At 59.2% G+C, this 15,519-nt stretch carries 13 protein-coding genes; 3 read left to right on the top strand and 10 right to left on the bottom strand.

The annotated features are described in order from the left end of the window. Positions 1 to 87: 87 nt before the first annotated feature. The 10 genes from AABC73_RS05885 to edd all read right to left on the bottom strand — a co-directional run bounded on the left by AABC73_RS05885 (position 88) and on the right by edd (position 12,517). Positions 88 to 963: a D-hexose-6-phosphate mutarotase gene (locus AABC73_RS05885; RefSeq protein ID WP_341522828.1), complete on the bottom strand. Its 876-nt coding sequence runs from the start codon at positions 961 to 963 to the stop codon at positions 88 to 90. A 165-nt stretch (positions 964 to 1,128) separates the two neighbouring features. After that, positions 1,129 to 2,484, bottom strand: a complete 1,356-nt coding sequence (locus AABC73_RS05880; protein ID WP_341522827.1) for a carbohydrate porin — start codon at positions 2,482 to 2,484, stop codon at positions 1,129 to 1,131. A gap of 116 nt (positions 2,485 to 2,600) precedes the next feature. Next, positions 2,601 to 3,761 (bottom strand): sn-glycerol-3-phosphate ABC transporter ATP-binding protein UgpC, encoded by a 1,161-nt coding sequence (ugpC, locus tag AABC73_RS05875; protein ID WP_331150599.1) that lies wholly within the window; start codon positions 3,759 to 3,761, stop codon positions 2,601 to 2,603. 2 nt (positions 3,762 to 3,763) lie between these two features. Continuing rightward, positions 3,764 to 4,609, bottom strand: coding sequence for a carbohydrate ABC transporter permease (locus AABC73_RS05870; RefSeq protein ID WP_341522826.1), 846 nt, complete (start codon positions 4,607 to 4,609; stop codon positions 3,764 to 3,766). Then, entirely contained in the window at positions 4,602 to 5,510 is a 909-nt protein-coding gene (locus tag AABC73_RS05865; protein WP_341522825.1) for a sugar ABC transporter permease, read from the bottom strand. Before AABC73_RS05865 ends, AABC73_RS05870 begins: the two co-directional genes overlap by 8 nt. A gap of 172 nt (positions 5,511 to 5,682) precedes the next feature. Continuing rightward, entirely contained in the window at positions 5,683 to 6,969 is a 1,287-nt protein-coding gene (locus AABC73_RS05860) for an ABC transporter substrate-binding protein (RefSeq protein WP_341522824.1), read from the bottom strand. Between the two features lie 256 nt (positions 6,970 to 7,225). After that, positions 7,226 to 8,632 carry an ATP-binding protein gene (locus AABC73_RS05855; protein ID WP_341524180.1) on the bottom strand — a complete coding sequence of 469 codons (1,407 nt, stop codon included), beginning with the start codon at positions 8,630 to 8,632 and terminating at the stop codon, positions 7,226 to 7,228. Between the two features lie 75 nt (positions 8,633 to 8,707). After that, on the bottom strand, positions 8,708 to 9,445 hold the full coding sequence (locus AABC73_RS05850; protein ID WP_331150603.1) for a response regulator transcription factor: 738 nt from the start codon (positions 9,443 to 9,445) through the stop codon (positions 8,708 to 8,710). A 268-nt stretch (positions 9,446 to 9,713) separates the two neighbouring features. Continuing rightward, positions 9,714 to 10,694, bottom strand: a complete 981-nt coding sequence (locus AABC73_RS05845) for a glucokinase (protein WP_341522823.1) — start codon at positions 10,692 to 10,694, stop codon at positions 9,714 to 9,716. Next, positions 10,691 to 12,517 carry a phosphogluconate dehydratase gene (edd, locus tag AABC73_RS05840; RefSeq protein WP_065835045.1) on the bottom strand — a complete coding sequence of 609 codons (1,827 nt, stop codon included), beginning with the start codon at positions 12,515 to 12,517 and terminating at the stop codon, positions 10,691 to 10,693. The genes AABC73_RS05845 and edd overlap by 4 nt, the downstream gene beginning before the upstream one ends. Before the next feature lie 219 nt (positions 12,518 to 12,736). Between edd and gap the strand changes: the two genes are divergently transcribed. The 3 genes from gap to AABC73_RS05825 all read left to right on the top strand — a co-directional run bounded on the left by gap (position 12,737) and on the right by AABC73_RS05825 (position 15,509). Next, the gene (gene gap / locus AABC73_RS05835) at positions 12,737 to 13,738 is read left to right on the top strand and encodes a type I glyceraldehyde-3-phosphate dehydrogenase (RefSeq protein WP_331149712.1); all 1,002 of its coding nucleotides are present in this window, start codon (positions 12,737 to 12,739) and stop codon (positions 13,736 to 13,738) included. Positions 13,739 to 13,941: 203 nt separating this feature from the next. Beyond that, a complete protein-coding gene (locus tag AABC73_RS05830) occupies positions 13,942 to 14,460 on the top strand; it encodes a sigma-70 family RNA polymerase sigma factor (protein ID WP_341522822.1) in 519 nt (172 codons plus the stop codon). A gap of 80 nt (positions 14,461 to 14,540) precedes the next feature. Continuing rightward, a complete protein-coding gene (locus AABC73_RS05825) occupies positions 14,541 to 15,509 on the top strand; it encodes a FecR domain-containing protein (RefSeq protein WP_341522821.1) in 969 nt (322 codons plus the stop codon). The last annotated feature ends 10 nt before the right edge of the window (positions 15,510 to 15,519 follow it).

Raw genomic sequence — 15,519 nt, 5'->3', positions numbered from 1 at the left:
CTGTCGTTGGCTTCTTAAGAATGCCACCGTGGCGCTACAGACGCCTCGGCTTGGGCGAGTCCATCCAATTACAGGTTCTGCGCACACTCAATGCACCAGATAAGCCTGCAAACTCAACTCGGCGCGCTCGCCTGGCGCCAGGCTCAGGCTTTCGCTGCCGCCTGACGCAGCCTCGACGCAGACGAACCCGCCCGCTTCGCTGCCCGCCACGCCCATCAGCGGGCGTTTGCCGGGGTGCCAGACCACGGTGTTGGCGCTGTCGCCGGTATCGATACCCAAACGCCGTTGCCAGGCTTGATCCTGTAACTGCAAAGGTCCGGTGTGATCGAACACCCGCTGACAGCCGCCCGCCACGCGCAAGTCGCCTTCTTGCTGACACGCCTGCCGGCTGAGCTGATCGTAGCCTTGCGCGCCATCCAGGCCTTCAAGCGCTACTTCCTGTACATCACTGATCCGCCAATAGGCGTGCAGCGCATGACTGAACTGACAGGGCTCACTATCCTGATGCCGGGTGGTCAAACGCAATTCCATGCCCTGCCCCAGCTCGGCGTGCAGGTCGGCTTGCCAGTCCCACAGTTGCAGACGCCAATGCAGGCTCACGCCCGCCTCGCTTTCGCGGCTGTCGATCAGTTTCCAGTCCAGCAGCCGCGCCCAACCGTGCGCCGGCCATACGCCTTCGCTCGGATGACGGCCATACCAAGGCCAGCAGACCGGAACGCCGCCGCGAATCGCACCGACCTGTGGCCAATGCGACGCACACCACAACCAGGGCTTCTGGCCCCGAGGTTGAAAATGCAGCAACTGGCCGCCCTGACGGCTGAACACCGCCTCACATTGCGGGTGGTCGATGATCAGCACGTCACGTAGCTGATAACGCTCCCACTCGAACGTCGGCCTGGAGCGCCTGGAGGTGAAGAATCGCTGCAACGGATGCTCCAGCATCCCCGCTTCCTTGATGGTCATTGCGGTCCCGAAAAAATGTTTTGCTACAACCGTAGGACCGGCTTTAGCCGGGAGCGCGCGCTCCCGGCTAAAGCCGGTCCTACGCAATGAATTGAATCCAGAAAGCCACCCAAAAAAAACGGGCAGCCAGGCCGCCCGTAAAGCACACACGACCCTTGATCGTTGTTAAAACTTGGTCTGCAGTTTGATACCGGCCACCAGCGCGTTATCCACCTGATCGACACCGCCCGGAGACTTGATGTATTGCAGGTTGGGACGAATGGTCAGCCAGTCGGTGACGTGCACGCCGTAGTAGATCTCGGAGTTGTATTCGCTTTTCTGGATCGGCAGATAACCTGGGTTGTCGTAGTCGTCGATCCCGTTGACGGCGTTGATCTGCCTGGCGCGATCACGGACGTCTTCGTTGACGTGAATGCGCGAAACGCCGATGCCGATGTCATCCTTCGGACGCGCAGCAAACGGGCCTTTGAAGACCATGCCGACCTGCAGGAAGTTGTCGACGAAGTTGGTGTCCTTGTCATGCACGGTAGCGTTGGCAAACAGGCTCAGGCCCCGGGACTGATCGCCGCCGAAGTTCATGATCTTTTGCTGCGCCACGACCCACCAGCCAGTCTTCTCGCTACGCGACTTGAATTGGCCGCCGGTGAGGCCTTGTGGCTGGCCGTTGCGATCCTCGTAGACATCGTCAGCACTCGGGCTGCTGAAGTAGTAACCCAGACGGTATTCGCCCGGCAACGAGTTGATGGTCGGCGACCACACCACTTCCACCGGCACCAGGGTGCCTTTGGCGCCACTGCCGCTCAGCTTGAAGCCGTTGCCGGTTTCCAGGTACGAAGGGTTCTGTTCGTAGACGCCGATCTGGGCGAAGACTTCAGGCGTGATGTTGTACTTCACGCGCAAGGCCCACTGGCTGACTGGCCAGTTGTACCAGGTGTTCACATAGTTGGCGGCCTGAGTACCGCAGAAGGTCAAGTTCTGGAAGTCGCAAGGGAAGCTGCCGAAATCCTCGCCCTCGCCCATCCGCCCGGCCTTGATGTCGAGCTTGCCGTCGAAATAGGTCTGCTTGACCCACATTTGCGTCAGGCGCCAGGTCTGCCCGCGACCCCAGACTTCCTGCGAGGAACTGAGCGTGCCGACACGAGGATCGCCGAGTCGGTCATTGGAAATGTTGTTGCCGCTTCGTTCGGTGATGGCCAGTTTGAACTCCGCATTCTTCCAGCCAAGGACCTTCTCCAGATCCATCTGCACGCCGAGGGCGAACTGATCGCTGTACCGCGCCGTCTTGTCGTCGTTGTAGCCGCCATGCACGTTGGCGCCCATCTCGCCGACGTATTCCAGCGAGAAGTCATAGCCCTTGTCATACAGTTCCTGTCGCAATCCACCCCAATCGCCGGTCATGTGTTCATTGGCGTGGAACGGCTCGACAGCACTGGCGGTTCCCGTAAACGCCAACGCACTCAATACAGACAAACCACCGATAAGCTGGAACTGGTTAAGCGATTTATTGCGTAGCTTCTTCATCCCTTAAATCCTCGTTTTATTGTTATTAGCTTCTAACGGCATCGACATCGGTTGCTTCGTGTTTGCCGGCTGGGCGACCTGTTACGGCAGCGGTTACCCGGCTGACTGTGCTCGGTTCAATTGCGGTTGATCTGCGTGACATTGCCCGCGCGCCCGGCGGGTTGTGGCTGGCCCAGCACGCCAAGACGCTCGCCGGTGGCGGCGTCGAAGAGCATGACTTTGGCCGGATCGAACTGCAGGGTCAGGCTTTCCCCGACCTGAGGCGCGACGTCCGGCGCCAGACGGCAGCAGACCTTGCTCTGGTTCAGGTTGACGAACACCAGCGTGTCCGGCCCGGTAGGCTCGGTAACCTGGACTTCAGCGCGAATGGTCGGCAGGCCGTTGGGTTCGCCGGGCGCCAGAACGATCTGCTCGGGACGCATGCCAAGGATGACTTCGCGATCTTCAAGCCCGGCATCCGACATGCCCATGGGCAGTTCGCAACGGGCCTGACCGCTGTCGAGCAAGGCGAACAGGCGGCCATCCTTGCGTTGCAGGCGCAGGGGAATGAAGTTCATCGGCGGCGAACCGATGAAGCTGGCCACGAACAGGTTGGCCGGGTTGTTGTAGATCTCTTTCGGGGTGCCGAACTGCTGGATGATCCCGTCTTTCATTACCGCCACTTTGTCGCCCAGGGTCATTGCTTCGATCTGGTCGTGGGTGACGTATACCGTGGTGGTTTTCAGGCGCTGGTGCATCAGCTTCATTTCGGTACGCATCTCGACCCGCAGCTTGGCGTCGAGGTTGGACAGCGGTTCATCGAACAGGTAAATCTTCGGCCGCCGCGCCAGTGCGCGACCCATGGCCACACGCTGTTGCTGGCCGCCAGACAACTGGCCGGGCTTGCGATTGAGCAGGTGTTCGATCTGCAACAGCTTGGCGACCCGGGTCACTTCTTCGTCGATGGCGGCGGCGCTCATCTTGCGGATTTTCAGGCCGAACTCGATGTTCTGGCGCACGGTCATGGTCGGGTACAGCGCGTAGGACTGGAAGACCATGGCGATGTCACGGTCCTTGGGACTCATGCCGCTGACGTCGGCGTCGTCGATCAGGATCGAGCCGTTGCTGATGGTTTCCAGACCCGCGATGCAGTTCATCAGGGTGGATTTACCGCAGCCGGAAGGCCCGACCAGAATCAGGAATTCACCGTCCTTGATCTGCAGTTCGATGTTCTTCAGCGTGTCCGGAAGGCCAACGCCGTAGGTCTTGTTTACATTGCGTAATTCGAGCGTTGCCATGTTTACCCCTTGACCGCGCCGGCCGTGAGACCGCGCACGAAATACTTGCCTGCCACGATGTAGACCAGCAGTGTCGGCAGACCGGCAATCATCGCCGCCGCCATATCAACGTTGTATTCCTTGGCACCCGTGCTGGTGTTGACCAGGTTATTCAGGGCCACGGTGATCGGTTGCGAGTCGCCGCTGGAGAACACCACCCCGAACAGGAAGTCGTTCCAGATCTGCGTGGACTGCCAGATCAGGCAGACCATGATGATCGGCGTCGACATCGGCAGAATGATCTTCATGAAGATGGTGAAGAACCCGGCGCCGTCCAGGCGCGCGGCCTTGACCAGCGCATCCGGAATGCTCACGTAGTAGTTCCGGAAGAACAGCGTGGTGAACGCCAGGCCGTAGACCACATGGACAAACACCAGCCCGGTGGTGGTGCTCGCCAGGCCCATCTTGCCCAGCGTGAAGGACGCTGGCAGCAGGACGGTCTGGAACGGCAGGAAGCAGCCGAACAGCAACAGGCCGAAGAACAACTGCGAACCACGGAAACGCCAGAACGACAGCACGTAACCGTTGAGCGCGCCGATGGCGGTGGAGATCAACACTGCCGGCACGGTGATCTTGATCGAGTTCCAGAAATACCCGTCGACGGTTGCCCAGGCCTTGACCCAACCGATGGTGCTCACCACGGCAGGCCAACTGAGCAGGTTGCCGGTGCTGATGTCTTCCGGAGTCTTGAAGCTGGTCAGCAACATGACCACCAGCGGCACCAGGTACAGCAGGCACGCAATGATCAGGACCGCGTGAATCGCGATCCGGCTGAGGCTGACGGCAGGTGTTCCGATCTGATTACTCATGACGCTTGTTCCTCAGCTCGGAATACAGATAAGGCACGACGATGGCGAGAATCGCCCCGAGCATCAGGATTGCACTGGCCGAACCCATGCCCATCTGGCCGCGACTGAAGGTGAACGAATACATGAACATCGCCGGAAGATCGGAGGAGTAGCCGGGGCCGCCCGCCGTCATCGCGGCAACCAGGTCGAAGCTCTTGATGGCGATGTGCGCAAGGATCATCACGGCGCTGAAGAACACCGGACGCAGGCTTGGCAAAACCACTTTGAGGTAGATGGTCGGCAGGCTTGCCCCATCGATTTGCGCAGCACGGATAATCGATTGATCGACACCACGAAGGCCGGCCAGGAACATCGCCATGATGAAGCCCGACGCCTGCCAGACTGCAGCGATCACCAGGCAATAGACGACGCGATCAGGGTCAATCAGCCAGTCCAGCCGAAAGCCTTCCCAACCCCAGTCACGCAGCATTTTGTCCAGGCCCATGCCTGGGTTGAGCAACCATTTCCAGGCAGTACCGGTGACGATCATCGAGAGCGCCATCGGGTACAGATAAATGGTGCGGATAAAACCTTCGCGACGAATACGCTGGTCGAGGAATACCGCCAGGACTACGCCGAGCACCAGGCTGATACCGATGAACATGCCGCCGAACACCGCGAGATTTTTGCTCGCGACCCACCAGCGGTCGTTATCGAACAGGCGCTGGTATTGCGCCAGTCCGGCCCAATTGTAGGAAGGCAGAAAGGTCGAGGTGGTGAACGACAGGACAAACGTCCACAGGATATAGCCGTAGAAGCCCACCAGGACGATGAACATGCTCGGCGCCAGCACCAATTTAGGGAGCCAGCGCTGCAGGGCATCGAACGGCGAGGCTTTGCTGAATACAGCAATAGAACTCATTGGAAGCATCCACTTGGAACATGATTTTGAAACAGGGCTATCCAGGCCACAGTCGTGCGTGAAACCGGATGAGACGGTTTCATCAGCACGAACTGCGGCTGGGGTTAACGCGCGCCCCTTTATCTACAAGGGCGCGATCTACAAAGGCACGATCTACAAGAGCGCGAAACGATTACTTCGCAGATTTGACTGCCGCGCCGAGTTTCTTCGCCGCGTCGGCCGGGTCGGCTTTCGGGTCGTTGATGTAGTTGGTGACTACGTCAAAGAACGCACCTTGTACTGCCAATGTGGTTGCCATGTTGTGCGCCATGCTCGGCAGCAGCCCACCGGACTTGGAGTCCGCCAGGAAATCTTTGGCAGCGGTTTGCGCGCAAGAGTCGAAGCCCAGCTTATCCATGTTGTTCAGCATGTCGTTGCGAACCGGGATCGAGCCTTTGTTGATGCTGAAGACTTTCTGGAAGTTTTCACCCAACGCGACTTTGGCGATGTCCTGCTGACCCGCCAGCGTGCCTTTGTCTTTCTGCTTGAACACCGCCAGGGAGTCGATGTTGTAAGTGAAAGCCTTGTCGGTGCCCGGGAAAGCTACGCACTCGTAGTCTTTGCCGGCGACTTTCTTGGCCGCGGTCCATTCGCTCTTGGCCCAGTCACCCATGATCTGCATGCCGGCCTTGCCGTTGATGACCTTGGCGGCTTCCAGGTTCCAGTCCTGGCCTTTGCCGTCGGCATCCATGTAGCTGGCGACTTTCTTCAATTCGGTCAGCGACTTGACCATTTCCGGACCGGTCAATGCAGCGTTGTCCAGATCGACCAGGGCTTTCTTGTAACCGTCCGCACCCATTACCGACAGCACGACTGCTTCGAAAACGGTGCTGTCCTGCCAAGGTTGACCACCATGGGCCAGAGGGATGAAGCCTGCGGCCTTGAGCTTGTCAGCGGCTGCGTAGAACTCCTGGAGGGTGGTTGGATTCTTGGCGATCCCGGCTTTTTTGAACACTTCCGGGTTGATCCACAGCCAGTTGACGCGGTGAATGTTCACCGGGACGGCCACATAGTCGCCGTCATACTTCACGGTGTCGGAGACTTTCTTGTCCAGCAGACTGTCCCACTTTTCTTCTTTGGCGACGTCTTTGAGAGCGTCAGTGTCGAGAAGGCCGGTGGAGGCCCACTCCTGAATGTCCGGACCTTTGATTTGGGCAACGCCAGGCGGGTTGCCAGCGACCGCGCGGCTTTTCAGCACGGTCATGGCAGTGGAACCGCCACCACCGGCCACAGCGCCGTCTTTCCAGATAAAGCCGTCTTTTTCCACCTGAGCCTTGAGCACATCGACAGCAGCTTTTTCGCCACCGGACGTCCACCAGTGGACCACTTCAACGGAACCTTTGGAATCGGCAGCAAGCGCGCTCAGCGGCAACAACGAGGCGAGAGAAATGAGAGTAGCGAGACGGGAAATTGAATTCATCGATTTAACCTTTCTTGTTGTTATGCATGAGCAAGTCTGTGCTTGCGCTGCATGGAGTCTAACCAAGGGTTTTGAAAGAACAGTAACGAAGGGATGCGCAATGGTCACCGGATGGTTACATTCGCCAGTTGCTTTGGTGGGAGCGAACTTGCTCGCGAAGAAGCAGGTACATTCTTCACATCACGCATCTGAAATGCCGTCTTCGCAAGCAAGCTTGCTCCCACAAATTCAACCTCCCGTATGTCCTGTCCGGGACTCAATCAACCGTCCTCGGCAGATACAGCGTCACCCGCAACCCGCCGCCGCGCAGGTTTTGCAGGCTGACTTCGCCGCCGTGGCTGTGGGCGATGTTGCGGGCGATGCCCAGGCCCAGGCCGTAGCCTTGCTGCTGGCTGCCCGCGAGGCGGAAATGCGGTTCGAAGACCTGTTCCATCCGTTGTTCAGGCACGCCCGGCCCTTCGTCGTCGACATGCAGCACGAACGCCTTGGCGTTATCTTCGACCCGCAGATGCGCCTTGTGCCCGTACTTGATCGCGTTGTCGATCAGGTTGCCGATGCAGCGTTTGAGGGCCAGCGGTTTGCCAGGATAAGGCGCTTCGGCCTTGCCGTGCTGGGTGGCGCTGCCGTTGCCATTGGGCGGCAGGAACGGCTCCACCAGACAGTCGAGCACGTAGTTCAGATCCACCGGCTCGATGTTCTCGTGAATATCCGTGTCTTTCACGCATTGCAGTGCGCCTTTGACCAGCAACTCCAACTCGTCCAGATCACGGCTGAATTTGCGCTGCTGGGTTTCATCCTCCAGCAGCTCGACCCGCAGGCGCAGGCGTGTGATGGGCGTGCGCAAGTCATGGGAAATGGCGCTGAACAACTGGCCGCGTTCGGTGAGATAACGACTGATACGAGTACGCATGGCATTGAATGCGCGACTGACTTCCACCACTTCGCTACCGCCGCCCTCCACCACTGACTCCACTTCCGCACCCAGCGACATGTCCCGTGCAGCACGGGCCAGCCGTTTGAGCGGACGACTTTGCCAGTGCACCAACAGGCCAATGAACAACAACAGGAAACCGCTGGTCAGGGCGATGAACCAGACTTGCTGCAAGGGCAATTCCTGTTCTTCGAGGGTGGTGTAGGGCTCGGGCAGCAGCGAGGCGATGTACAGCCATTCGCCCCGCGCCAGCTCGATCTGGGTAACCAGAATCGGCGGATTGACCGGCTCCAGGCTCAGGGCGTAATGCGCCCAGGAGCGCGGCAGTTCATCGAGTTTCAGACCGCTGTTGAAAATCCGCAGATCTTCCGGACGTACGAACCAGACAGAAATATCCGGATCAGTCCCCAGATGCTGACGCAACACTTCATCGACCACATCGAGCACGGCCTGCTTGCGCGGCGTCGGTTCGAGAGTCTGCATGTCCAGCGGACGGTCATTGAGGGACACGACAAAGCGCGTGCCGCCCATGCTGCGCAACTGGTCGAGCACCAGCGGCCGATAGGCCAACGGCAACGAACGGAAATAACTGACACTGGCCGCCATGGAATACGCCAGGCTGCGGGCGCTGGTGATCAGGCCTTCCATTTGCGTCGCGCGCAACTGCGACAGCCAGATGACGCTGGACAGCGCCTGGGCCAGCAATACCGCCAGCAAGGTCAGCAGCAACATGCGGCCCAGCAGCGAACGCGGCAGCGGCAGCCGACGCTTCGGCGCGGCGTCGCTCAACATTCAGTAACCATATTTTTAATAACCGTTGCTGACCTGGGAAATGACGTTCGCCGCCAGCAGATAACCGCTGCCGCGCACCGTGCGGATCAGACGCGGCGACTTGCCGGTATCGCGCAGGCGTTGACGCAGACGGCTGACCGCCATGTCGACGATGCGCTCAAGAGGCATCAGCTCACGGCCACGGGTCGCGTTGCCGATCATGTCGCGATCCAGAATTTGCTGGGGATTGTCGAGAAACAGCTTGAGCAACGCGAAATCGGCGCCGGACAGAATCACTTCCTCGCCATCGTTGTGAAACAGCCGATGGCTGACCATGTCCAGCCGCCATTCATCAAACACCAGCACATCGCCACCGACCCGCTCTTGACCGAACTGCGCCCGGCGCAGCAGCGCCTTGATCCGCGCCAGCAGTTCACGGGGGCTGAAGGGTTTGCCGAGATAATCGTCCGCGCCCAACTCCAGACCGATCACCCGGTCGGCTTCGTCCGAGCTGGCGGTCAGCATGATGATCGGCACGTGGGGCTGGCGATTGTGCTGACGCACCCAACGACACAGGCTGAAGCCATCTTCGTCGGGGAGCATCACGTCGAGGATCAGCAGGTCACTGGGTTCTTCGTTGAAGGCCTGACGGAAATCCGCACCGTCGCCGACCGTCCGTACCTGAAAGCCCGAGCGGCTCAGGTAGGTTTGCAGCAATTCACGAATCTCCTGGTCATCATCAACCAGCAGGATCGATTTACTGACTGAGCTCACCTGGATCTTCCTTGTCGCAATGAATCGTTATTGTTTTGAGTAATGCTCCGAATTTGTAGGACCGGCTTTAGCCGGGAGGGAGTTCTCCCGGCTAAAGCCGGTCCTACGCAGACTGTGTGAAAACTACTGCGCTCGACAATACTGCGTTAAAAACAGGCGAAAAATGCTCATTTAGAACACCTAGACTCCGCTTTTTCGCCTGTTTTTGCCTTGTCTTGTCATCGCTCGTGACGTTTTCACACAGTCTGTACGGGTTCGGTGTTGGCTCCTACAACTCTTCACCATCCAGCACGTCACCAAACGCCTGCTGCAACGCAACACCCGCCCCCATCAAGCCCGGATACTCGGCAGTCACCAGCCAGACCGGCACACCATTGAAATACTCGCTCATCACGCCCTTCTCGGCGAACGCGCGCTTGAAGCCACTGTTCATGAAAAACTCGATGAAGCGCGGCACCACACCGCCGACGATGTATACACCGCCACGCCCGCCGACCGTCAACACGTTGTTCCCGGCCACCCGGCCAAGAAACACGCAGAACTGGTCGAGCACCGCAGCCGCCACAGGATCCCCGGCCACCGCCGCCGAGGTAATCGCTGCCGGCGACTTGAGCGTTGGCTCGATATCGTCCAGGGCGCAGCTGACCTGATACAGCAACAACAAGCCAGCGCCGCTGAGGATGGTTTCGGCGCTGACGTGTTCGTGATCGGCCATCAACCGCATCCACAACAAGGCTTCACGGGCATTGCCAATGGGCAGATCCACATGGCCGCCTTCACCGGGCAAGGCCATCCAGCGATTGACGCCGACGCTGAGCAGCGTGCCGACACCCAGACCGGTGCCCGGCCCGACCACGACGCGCGGCCGGTCAGCCTCGCTGATGCCGTGGCAGACCGTCAGGTACTCGTCATCTTTCAGGCAGGTCATGCCCAGGGCCATGGCCGTGAAATCGTTGATCAACAACAACTCATCGACTTTCAGGTCGGCGCAGAACGCCGACTTGCTCAACCGCCAATGGCTATTGGTGAACTGAAATTCGTCGCCATCCACCGGACCGGCAACCGCCAGGCAAACAAAACCGACATCGCCGCGCTGCAACTCCAGATCCTGAAGATAGACCTCGATGGCCTTCTCCGGGCTGACGTAGTCGATGGTCGGGAATACCCGGATGGAATGCAGCTTTTCGTCTTCCCAAATAGCAAAACGTGCATTGGTACCGCCAATATCACCGACCAGGGCCAACTTCACTTAAGCGTCTCCAGACTAGAGGTAAAGGCGCTGGCGCCCTTCTCTGCCGAGCTGAAGGCCATGCGCATGAAATTGAACAGCTCGCGTCCAGTGCCGACACTGTTGTCGAGCTGGCCGATAGCGGGTTCTCTGGCGGCCAATTCTGCCGGTTCGACCAGAACTTGCAACGTCCCTTTTACGCCATCGACGCGCACGATATCGCCGTCACGCAAAAGTGCCAAAGGGCCACCATCAAAGGCTTCCGGGCAGACGTGGATCGCTGCCGGGATCTTGCCCGAAGCGCCGGACATTCGTCCATCCGTCACCAGCGCGACTTTGAAACCCCGGTCCTGCAACACACCGAGGAACGGCGTCATCTTGTGCAGTTCCGGCATGCCATTGGAGCGCGGGCCCTGGAAGCGCATCACGGCGACGAAATCACATTCCAGCTCCCCAGCCTTGAACGCGTCGGCCAGATCCTGCTGGTCCTGGAAAACTTTAGCTGGGGCTTCAACGATCTGATGCTCAAGGGCCACGGCCGAGACTTTCATGACGCCACGGCCCAGGTTGCCTTCCATGACGCGCAAGCCACCTTCGGGGGAAAACGGCCGCGCGACCGGACGCAGAATATCTTCGTCCAGGCTTTCGATCGGACCTTCGCGCCAGACCAGCTTGCCATCTTCAAGGAAGGGTTCGCGGGTGTAACGGCTCAGGCCGCGACCCACCACGGTGTTGACGTCTTCGTGCAACAAGCCGGCTTCCAGCAGCTCGCGAATCAGGAACGACATGCCGCCCGCAGCCTGGAAGTGATTGATGTCCGCCTTGCCGTTCGGGTAGACGTGAGTCAGGGTCGGCACCACTTCGGAAAGGTCGGCCATGTCTTGCCAGGTCAATTGAATGCCCGCCGCCTGAGCAATCGCCGGCATGTGCAAGGTGTGGTTGGTGGAACCGCCGGTGGCGTGCAATGCGACGATGGAATTGACCAGCGAACGCTCGTCGACGATTTCGCCCAACGGCATGAAGTTGCCGCTCTGCATGGTCATGCGCGTGATCTGATGGGAAGCCTCGACGGTCAGCGCATCACGCAGCGGCGTGTATGGATTGACGAACGATGCGCCCGGCAAATGCAGGCCCATGACTTCCATCAGCAACTGGTTGGTGTTGGCGGTGCCGTAAAACGTGCAGGTGCCGGGACCGTGATAGGACTTCATCTCCGAATCCAACAGTTCTTCGCGGGTGGCCTTGCCTTCCGCGTAACGCTGGCGCACATCGGCTTTTTCCTTGTTGGAAATCCCCGAGACCATCGGCCCGCCCGGAATGAACAGGGTCGGCAAATGACCGAAACGCAACGCGCCCATCATCAGGCCCGGCACGATCTTGTCGCAAATGCCCAACATCAAGGCGGCGTCGAACATGTTGTGAGATAACGCGACGGCAGTCGACATGGCGATGACTTCACGGCTGGCGATGCCCAGCTCCATGCCCGGCTCGCCCTGAGTGACGCCGTCGCACATCGCTGGCACACCGCCAGCAAACTGGCCGACCGAACCAATGTCACGCAAAGCCTGTTTGATCTGATTCGGGAAATGCTCGTAGGGCTGATGCGCCGAGAGCATGTCGTTGTAGGAAGAAACGATGGCCACGTTGGCGGCGTTCATCATGCGCAGGGTGTTTTTGTCTTCAGGACCGCAGGCCGCGACGCCGTGGGCGAAGTTGGCGCACTGTAGCTTGCCACGCATCGGACCATCGCTCGCAGCGCTTCGAATCAGTTGAAGATAGCGCTGCCGTGTGTCGTGACTACGGGCGATCAGCCGTTCGGTTACCTCAAGGACGCGGGGATGCATGTGATGAACTCCAGGCTAACGTGTGTGGTCACCCGCTCGGACTGTTCCAGAAATCGAGGCGCGAGCCTTGTCTGTAAAAGCTTGATCTCGATCAACTGTACTGGTCTTACAGGCTTCTCGTTGTAGATAAAACAAAATATTGCCATTAAAAAGGCTTGTTTTCTATTTCTATGCGAATAATCTTGTAATTCCAACAACAAATTTACTGAGGACGGCTGTATGACTCTCCGTATTGCAATCAATGGTTTTGGCCGCATCGGCCGCAACGTCCTACGCGCACTCTATACCCAAGGCTATCGTCAGGACCTGCAAGTCGTCGCCATCAATGATTTGGGCGACAGCGAAATGAACGCGCACCTGCTGCGCTTCGACACGGTTCATGGACCGTTCGGCGGAACCGTTGAATGCGACAGCGAAAGCCTGACGGTCAATGGGGACCGAATTGCAGTCAGCGCCATTCGCAACCCGGCCGAACTGCCGTGGAAAGCGCAGAACATCGACGTGGTGTTCGAATGCACCGGCTTGTTCACCGATCGCACCAAGGCCGCCGCGCATCTGACTGCCGGTGCGCGCAAGGTCATTATCTCGGCTCCCGCCAAAGGCGCGGACGCCACTATCGTCTATGGCGTCAACCACGACACCCTGCGTCAATCGCATCAAATCATTTCCAGCGCATCCTGCACCACCAACTGCCTGGCTCCGGTGGCGCAAGTCCTGCACCGTGAACTGGGTATCGAAAGTGGCCTGATGACCACCATCCACGCCTATACCAACGACCAGAACCTGATCGACGTCTACCACACCGACCCGTACCGCGCGCGCTCGGCCACCCAGTCGATGATCCCGAGCAAGACCGGCGCCGCCGAAGCGGTTGGCCTGGTATTGCCGGAACTGGCAGGCAAGCTCACCGGCATGGCCGTGCGCGTACCCGTGATCAACGTTTCGCTGGTCGACCTGACGTTGCACCTGAATCGCGAAACCACGGCCGATGAAGTCAACGCGATCATGAAAGAAGCCAGCCAGCACTCGAAAATCCTCGGTTACAACACCTTGCCGCTGGTTTCCCACGACTTCAATCACAACCCGCTGTCGTCGATTTTCGATGCCAACCACACCAAGGTCAGCGGCAAGCTGCTCAAGGTTCTGGCCTGGTACGACAACGAATGGGCGTTCTCCAACCGCATGCTCGACAACTGCCTGGCGTTGCATAACGCGCAGTAACCCCGTCAAGCGAACCTGGTGGGAGCTAGCTTGCTAGCGAAGGCGATGTTTCAGGCGCCGAAGATGTGTCGGGTTTACCGACCTTTTCGCGAGCAAGCTCGCTCCCACAGGGAATGCGCGGACAGTCAGTGATAAACATGACTTGACCGAAGGTGTGGATGATAAGCATTATCATCCACTGCTTTTTCCGGTCGGGTATTCCCGTGAGTCAGTCGCGCTTAAACGAAGTATTCCTTTCCCAACGGCCGGTCCTTTTGCGCACGCTGCAAAGGATGGTCAGCAATCGCAGTACCGCTGAAGACCTGTTGCAGGAGACCTACCTGCGCGTGACGCGGGCCTTGAGCAGTCGCGCCATCGATCACCTGGAACCCTTCGTCTATCAGACCGCGCGCAATCTGGCGCTGGATCATCTGCGGTCCCGACGCATTGTGGCGCGTACCGTCGCCGACGACACACCTCAGGCGGACATCGACAACGTCGTCGCCCAGGCCACGACCCTGGAAGATGCCACTCACGCCACGCGTATGCTCGAAGGCCTCAATGAAAGCCTGAGCAAGCTGAGCCCGCGCCAACAACAGATTTTCACCATGAGCCGCCTCAACGGTTGCAGCTATCTGGAGATCGCCGAGCAGTTGGGCGTGTCGGCCAGCACGGTGCAAAAAGAACTGAAACTGATCATGGCGATTTGCATCGCGGTGGCGGCTAGACTTGACCACGTTTAGGTGTTGCAGCAGGCTGCGGGCAGCCCGTGTACCGGCATGCGGATCGGCAGCCGATCAACAAGAACTACCGAGAATCATCCGTGAAAGATCCTGACACCCTGCGCGCGCCTTCAGTCGCACAGGATGTACTCAACGACAGCGCGATGAATCAGGCCTTGAACTGGCTGATCGAGCTGGACAGCGACGACCCACAGCAGCAGGCGCGTTTTCAGGCCTGGCTGGCGGCCGACCCTGCTCATCGCAAAGCCTTCGAGCGGGTGCACTCGGTCTGGCATTCGCAACCGGTCGAACACGCTGCCGCCGCAATGGAGCCTGTGCGCCCGGCGGTCTGGCGGCGCCGCGCGCTGGCCTGCTGGAAGCCGTTGGCCACGGCGGCGCTGCTGCTGGTCGCGGTGTTTCATTTCAGCAATCTGGGGTTGCGCTTGCAGGCTGATCATCTGACCGTGGTCGGCGAGCGCCAGCGCTTGCAGCTCGAAGACGGTTCCCGGGTGTTGCTCAATACCAATTCGGCGTTTTCCAGCGACATCACCGACAAGACCCGCGTGGCGCACTTGCTGCAAGGCGAAGCGTTTTTTGAAGTGCCCGCCGCCAGTCAAAACCTGCCTCTGGAAGTCCGCGCGGGAACGGTGAGCATGCGTACCAGCGGCAGCGCGTTCGCTGTGCGCTATCTGGATGGCGTGGCGCAGATTCACGTCGAACGTGGCGCGCTCGACGTACGCACCCCGCAAAACAATGCGCAGACGGTCATCGCCGGGAACAGCATCAGCGTTGATTCCAATGGCGCAAGTCATCGGCAGAAGCTGGATCAGAACACCGATCTGGCGTGGGTTCAGGGCCGTCTGGTGTTCGATAACTGCCCGTTAAGCGAAGTGCTGGCTGAGTTGCGGCGCTATTACCCCGGCTGGATCGTCAACACCAACGACACGCTGGAACGCGTCGCCGTCACCGGCAATTACCGTCTCGACAACCCGCTTGAGGTGGTCCGCTCCCTCGCCCACATCACCTCCGCCAGCCTGCATGAGCTGCCGGCGGTAGTCATATTGAATTGATCCGGATTAT

This window comes from Pseudomonas sp. G.S.17, assembly GCF_038096165.1.
Taxonomy (GTDB): domain Bacteria; phylum Pseudomonadota; class Gammaproteobacteria; order Pseudomonadales; family Pseudomonadaceae; genus Aquipseudomonas.
This window is presented reverse-complemented; position numbering and strand designations above follow the sequence as displayed.

Coding starts and splice junctions, on each gene's coding strand:
- AABC73_RS05855 (WP_341524180.1), bottom strand. CDS start 8,632: ATGTTGCTGCTGACCTTGCTGGCGGTATTGCTGGCCCAGGCGCTGTCC.
- AABC73_RS05885 (WP_341522828.1), bottom strand. CDS start 963: ATGACCATCAAGGAAGCGGGGATGCTGGAGCATCCGTTGCAGCGATTC.
- ugpC (WP_331150599.1), bottom strand. CDS start 3,761: ATGGCAACGCTCGAATTACGCAATGTAAACAAGACCTACGGCGTTGGC.
- AABC73_RS05870 (WP_341522826.1), bottom strand. CDS start 4,609: ATGAGTAATCAGATCGGAACACCTGCCGTCAGCCTCAGCCGGATCGCG.
- edd (WP_065835045.1), bottom strand. CDS start 12,517: ATGCATCCCCGCGTCCTTGAGGTAACCGAACGGCTGATCGCCCGTAGT.
- gap (WP_331149712.1), top strand. CDS start 12,737: ATGACTCTCCGTATTGCAATCAATGGTTTTGGCCGCATCGGCCGCAAC.
- AABC73_RS05865 (WP_341522825.1), bottom strand. CDS start 5,510: ATGAGTTCTATTGCTGTATTCAGCAAAGCCTCGCCGTTCGATGCCCTG.
- AABC73_RS05880 (WP_341522827.1), bottom strand. CDS start 2,484: ATGAAGAAGCTACGCAATAAATCGCTTAACCAGTTCCAGCTTATCGGT.
- AABC73_RS05860 (WP_341522824.1), bottom strand. CDS start 6,969: ATGAATTCAATTTCCCGTCTCGCTACTCTCATTTCTCTCGCCTCGTTG.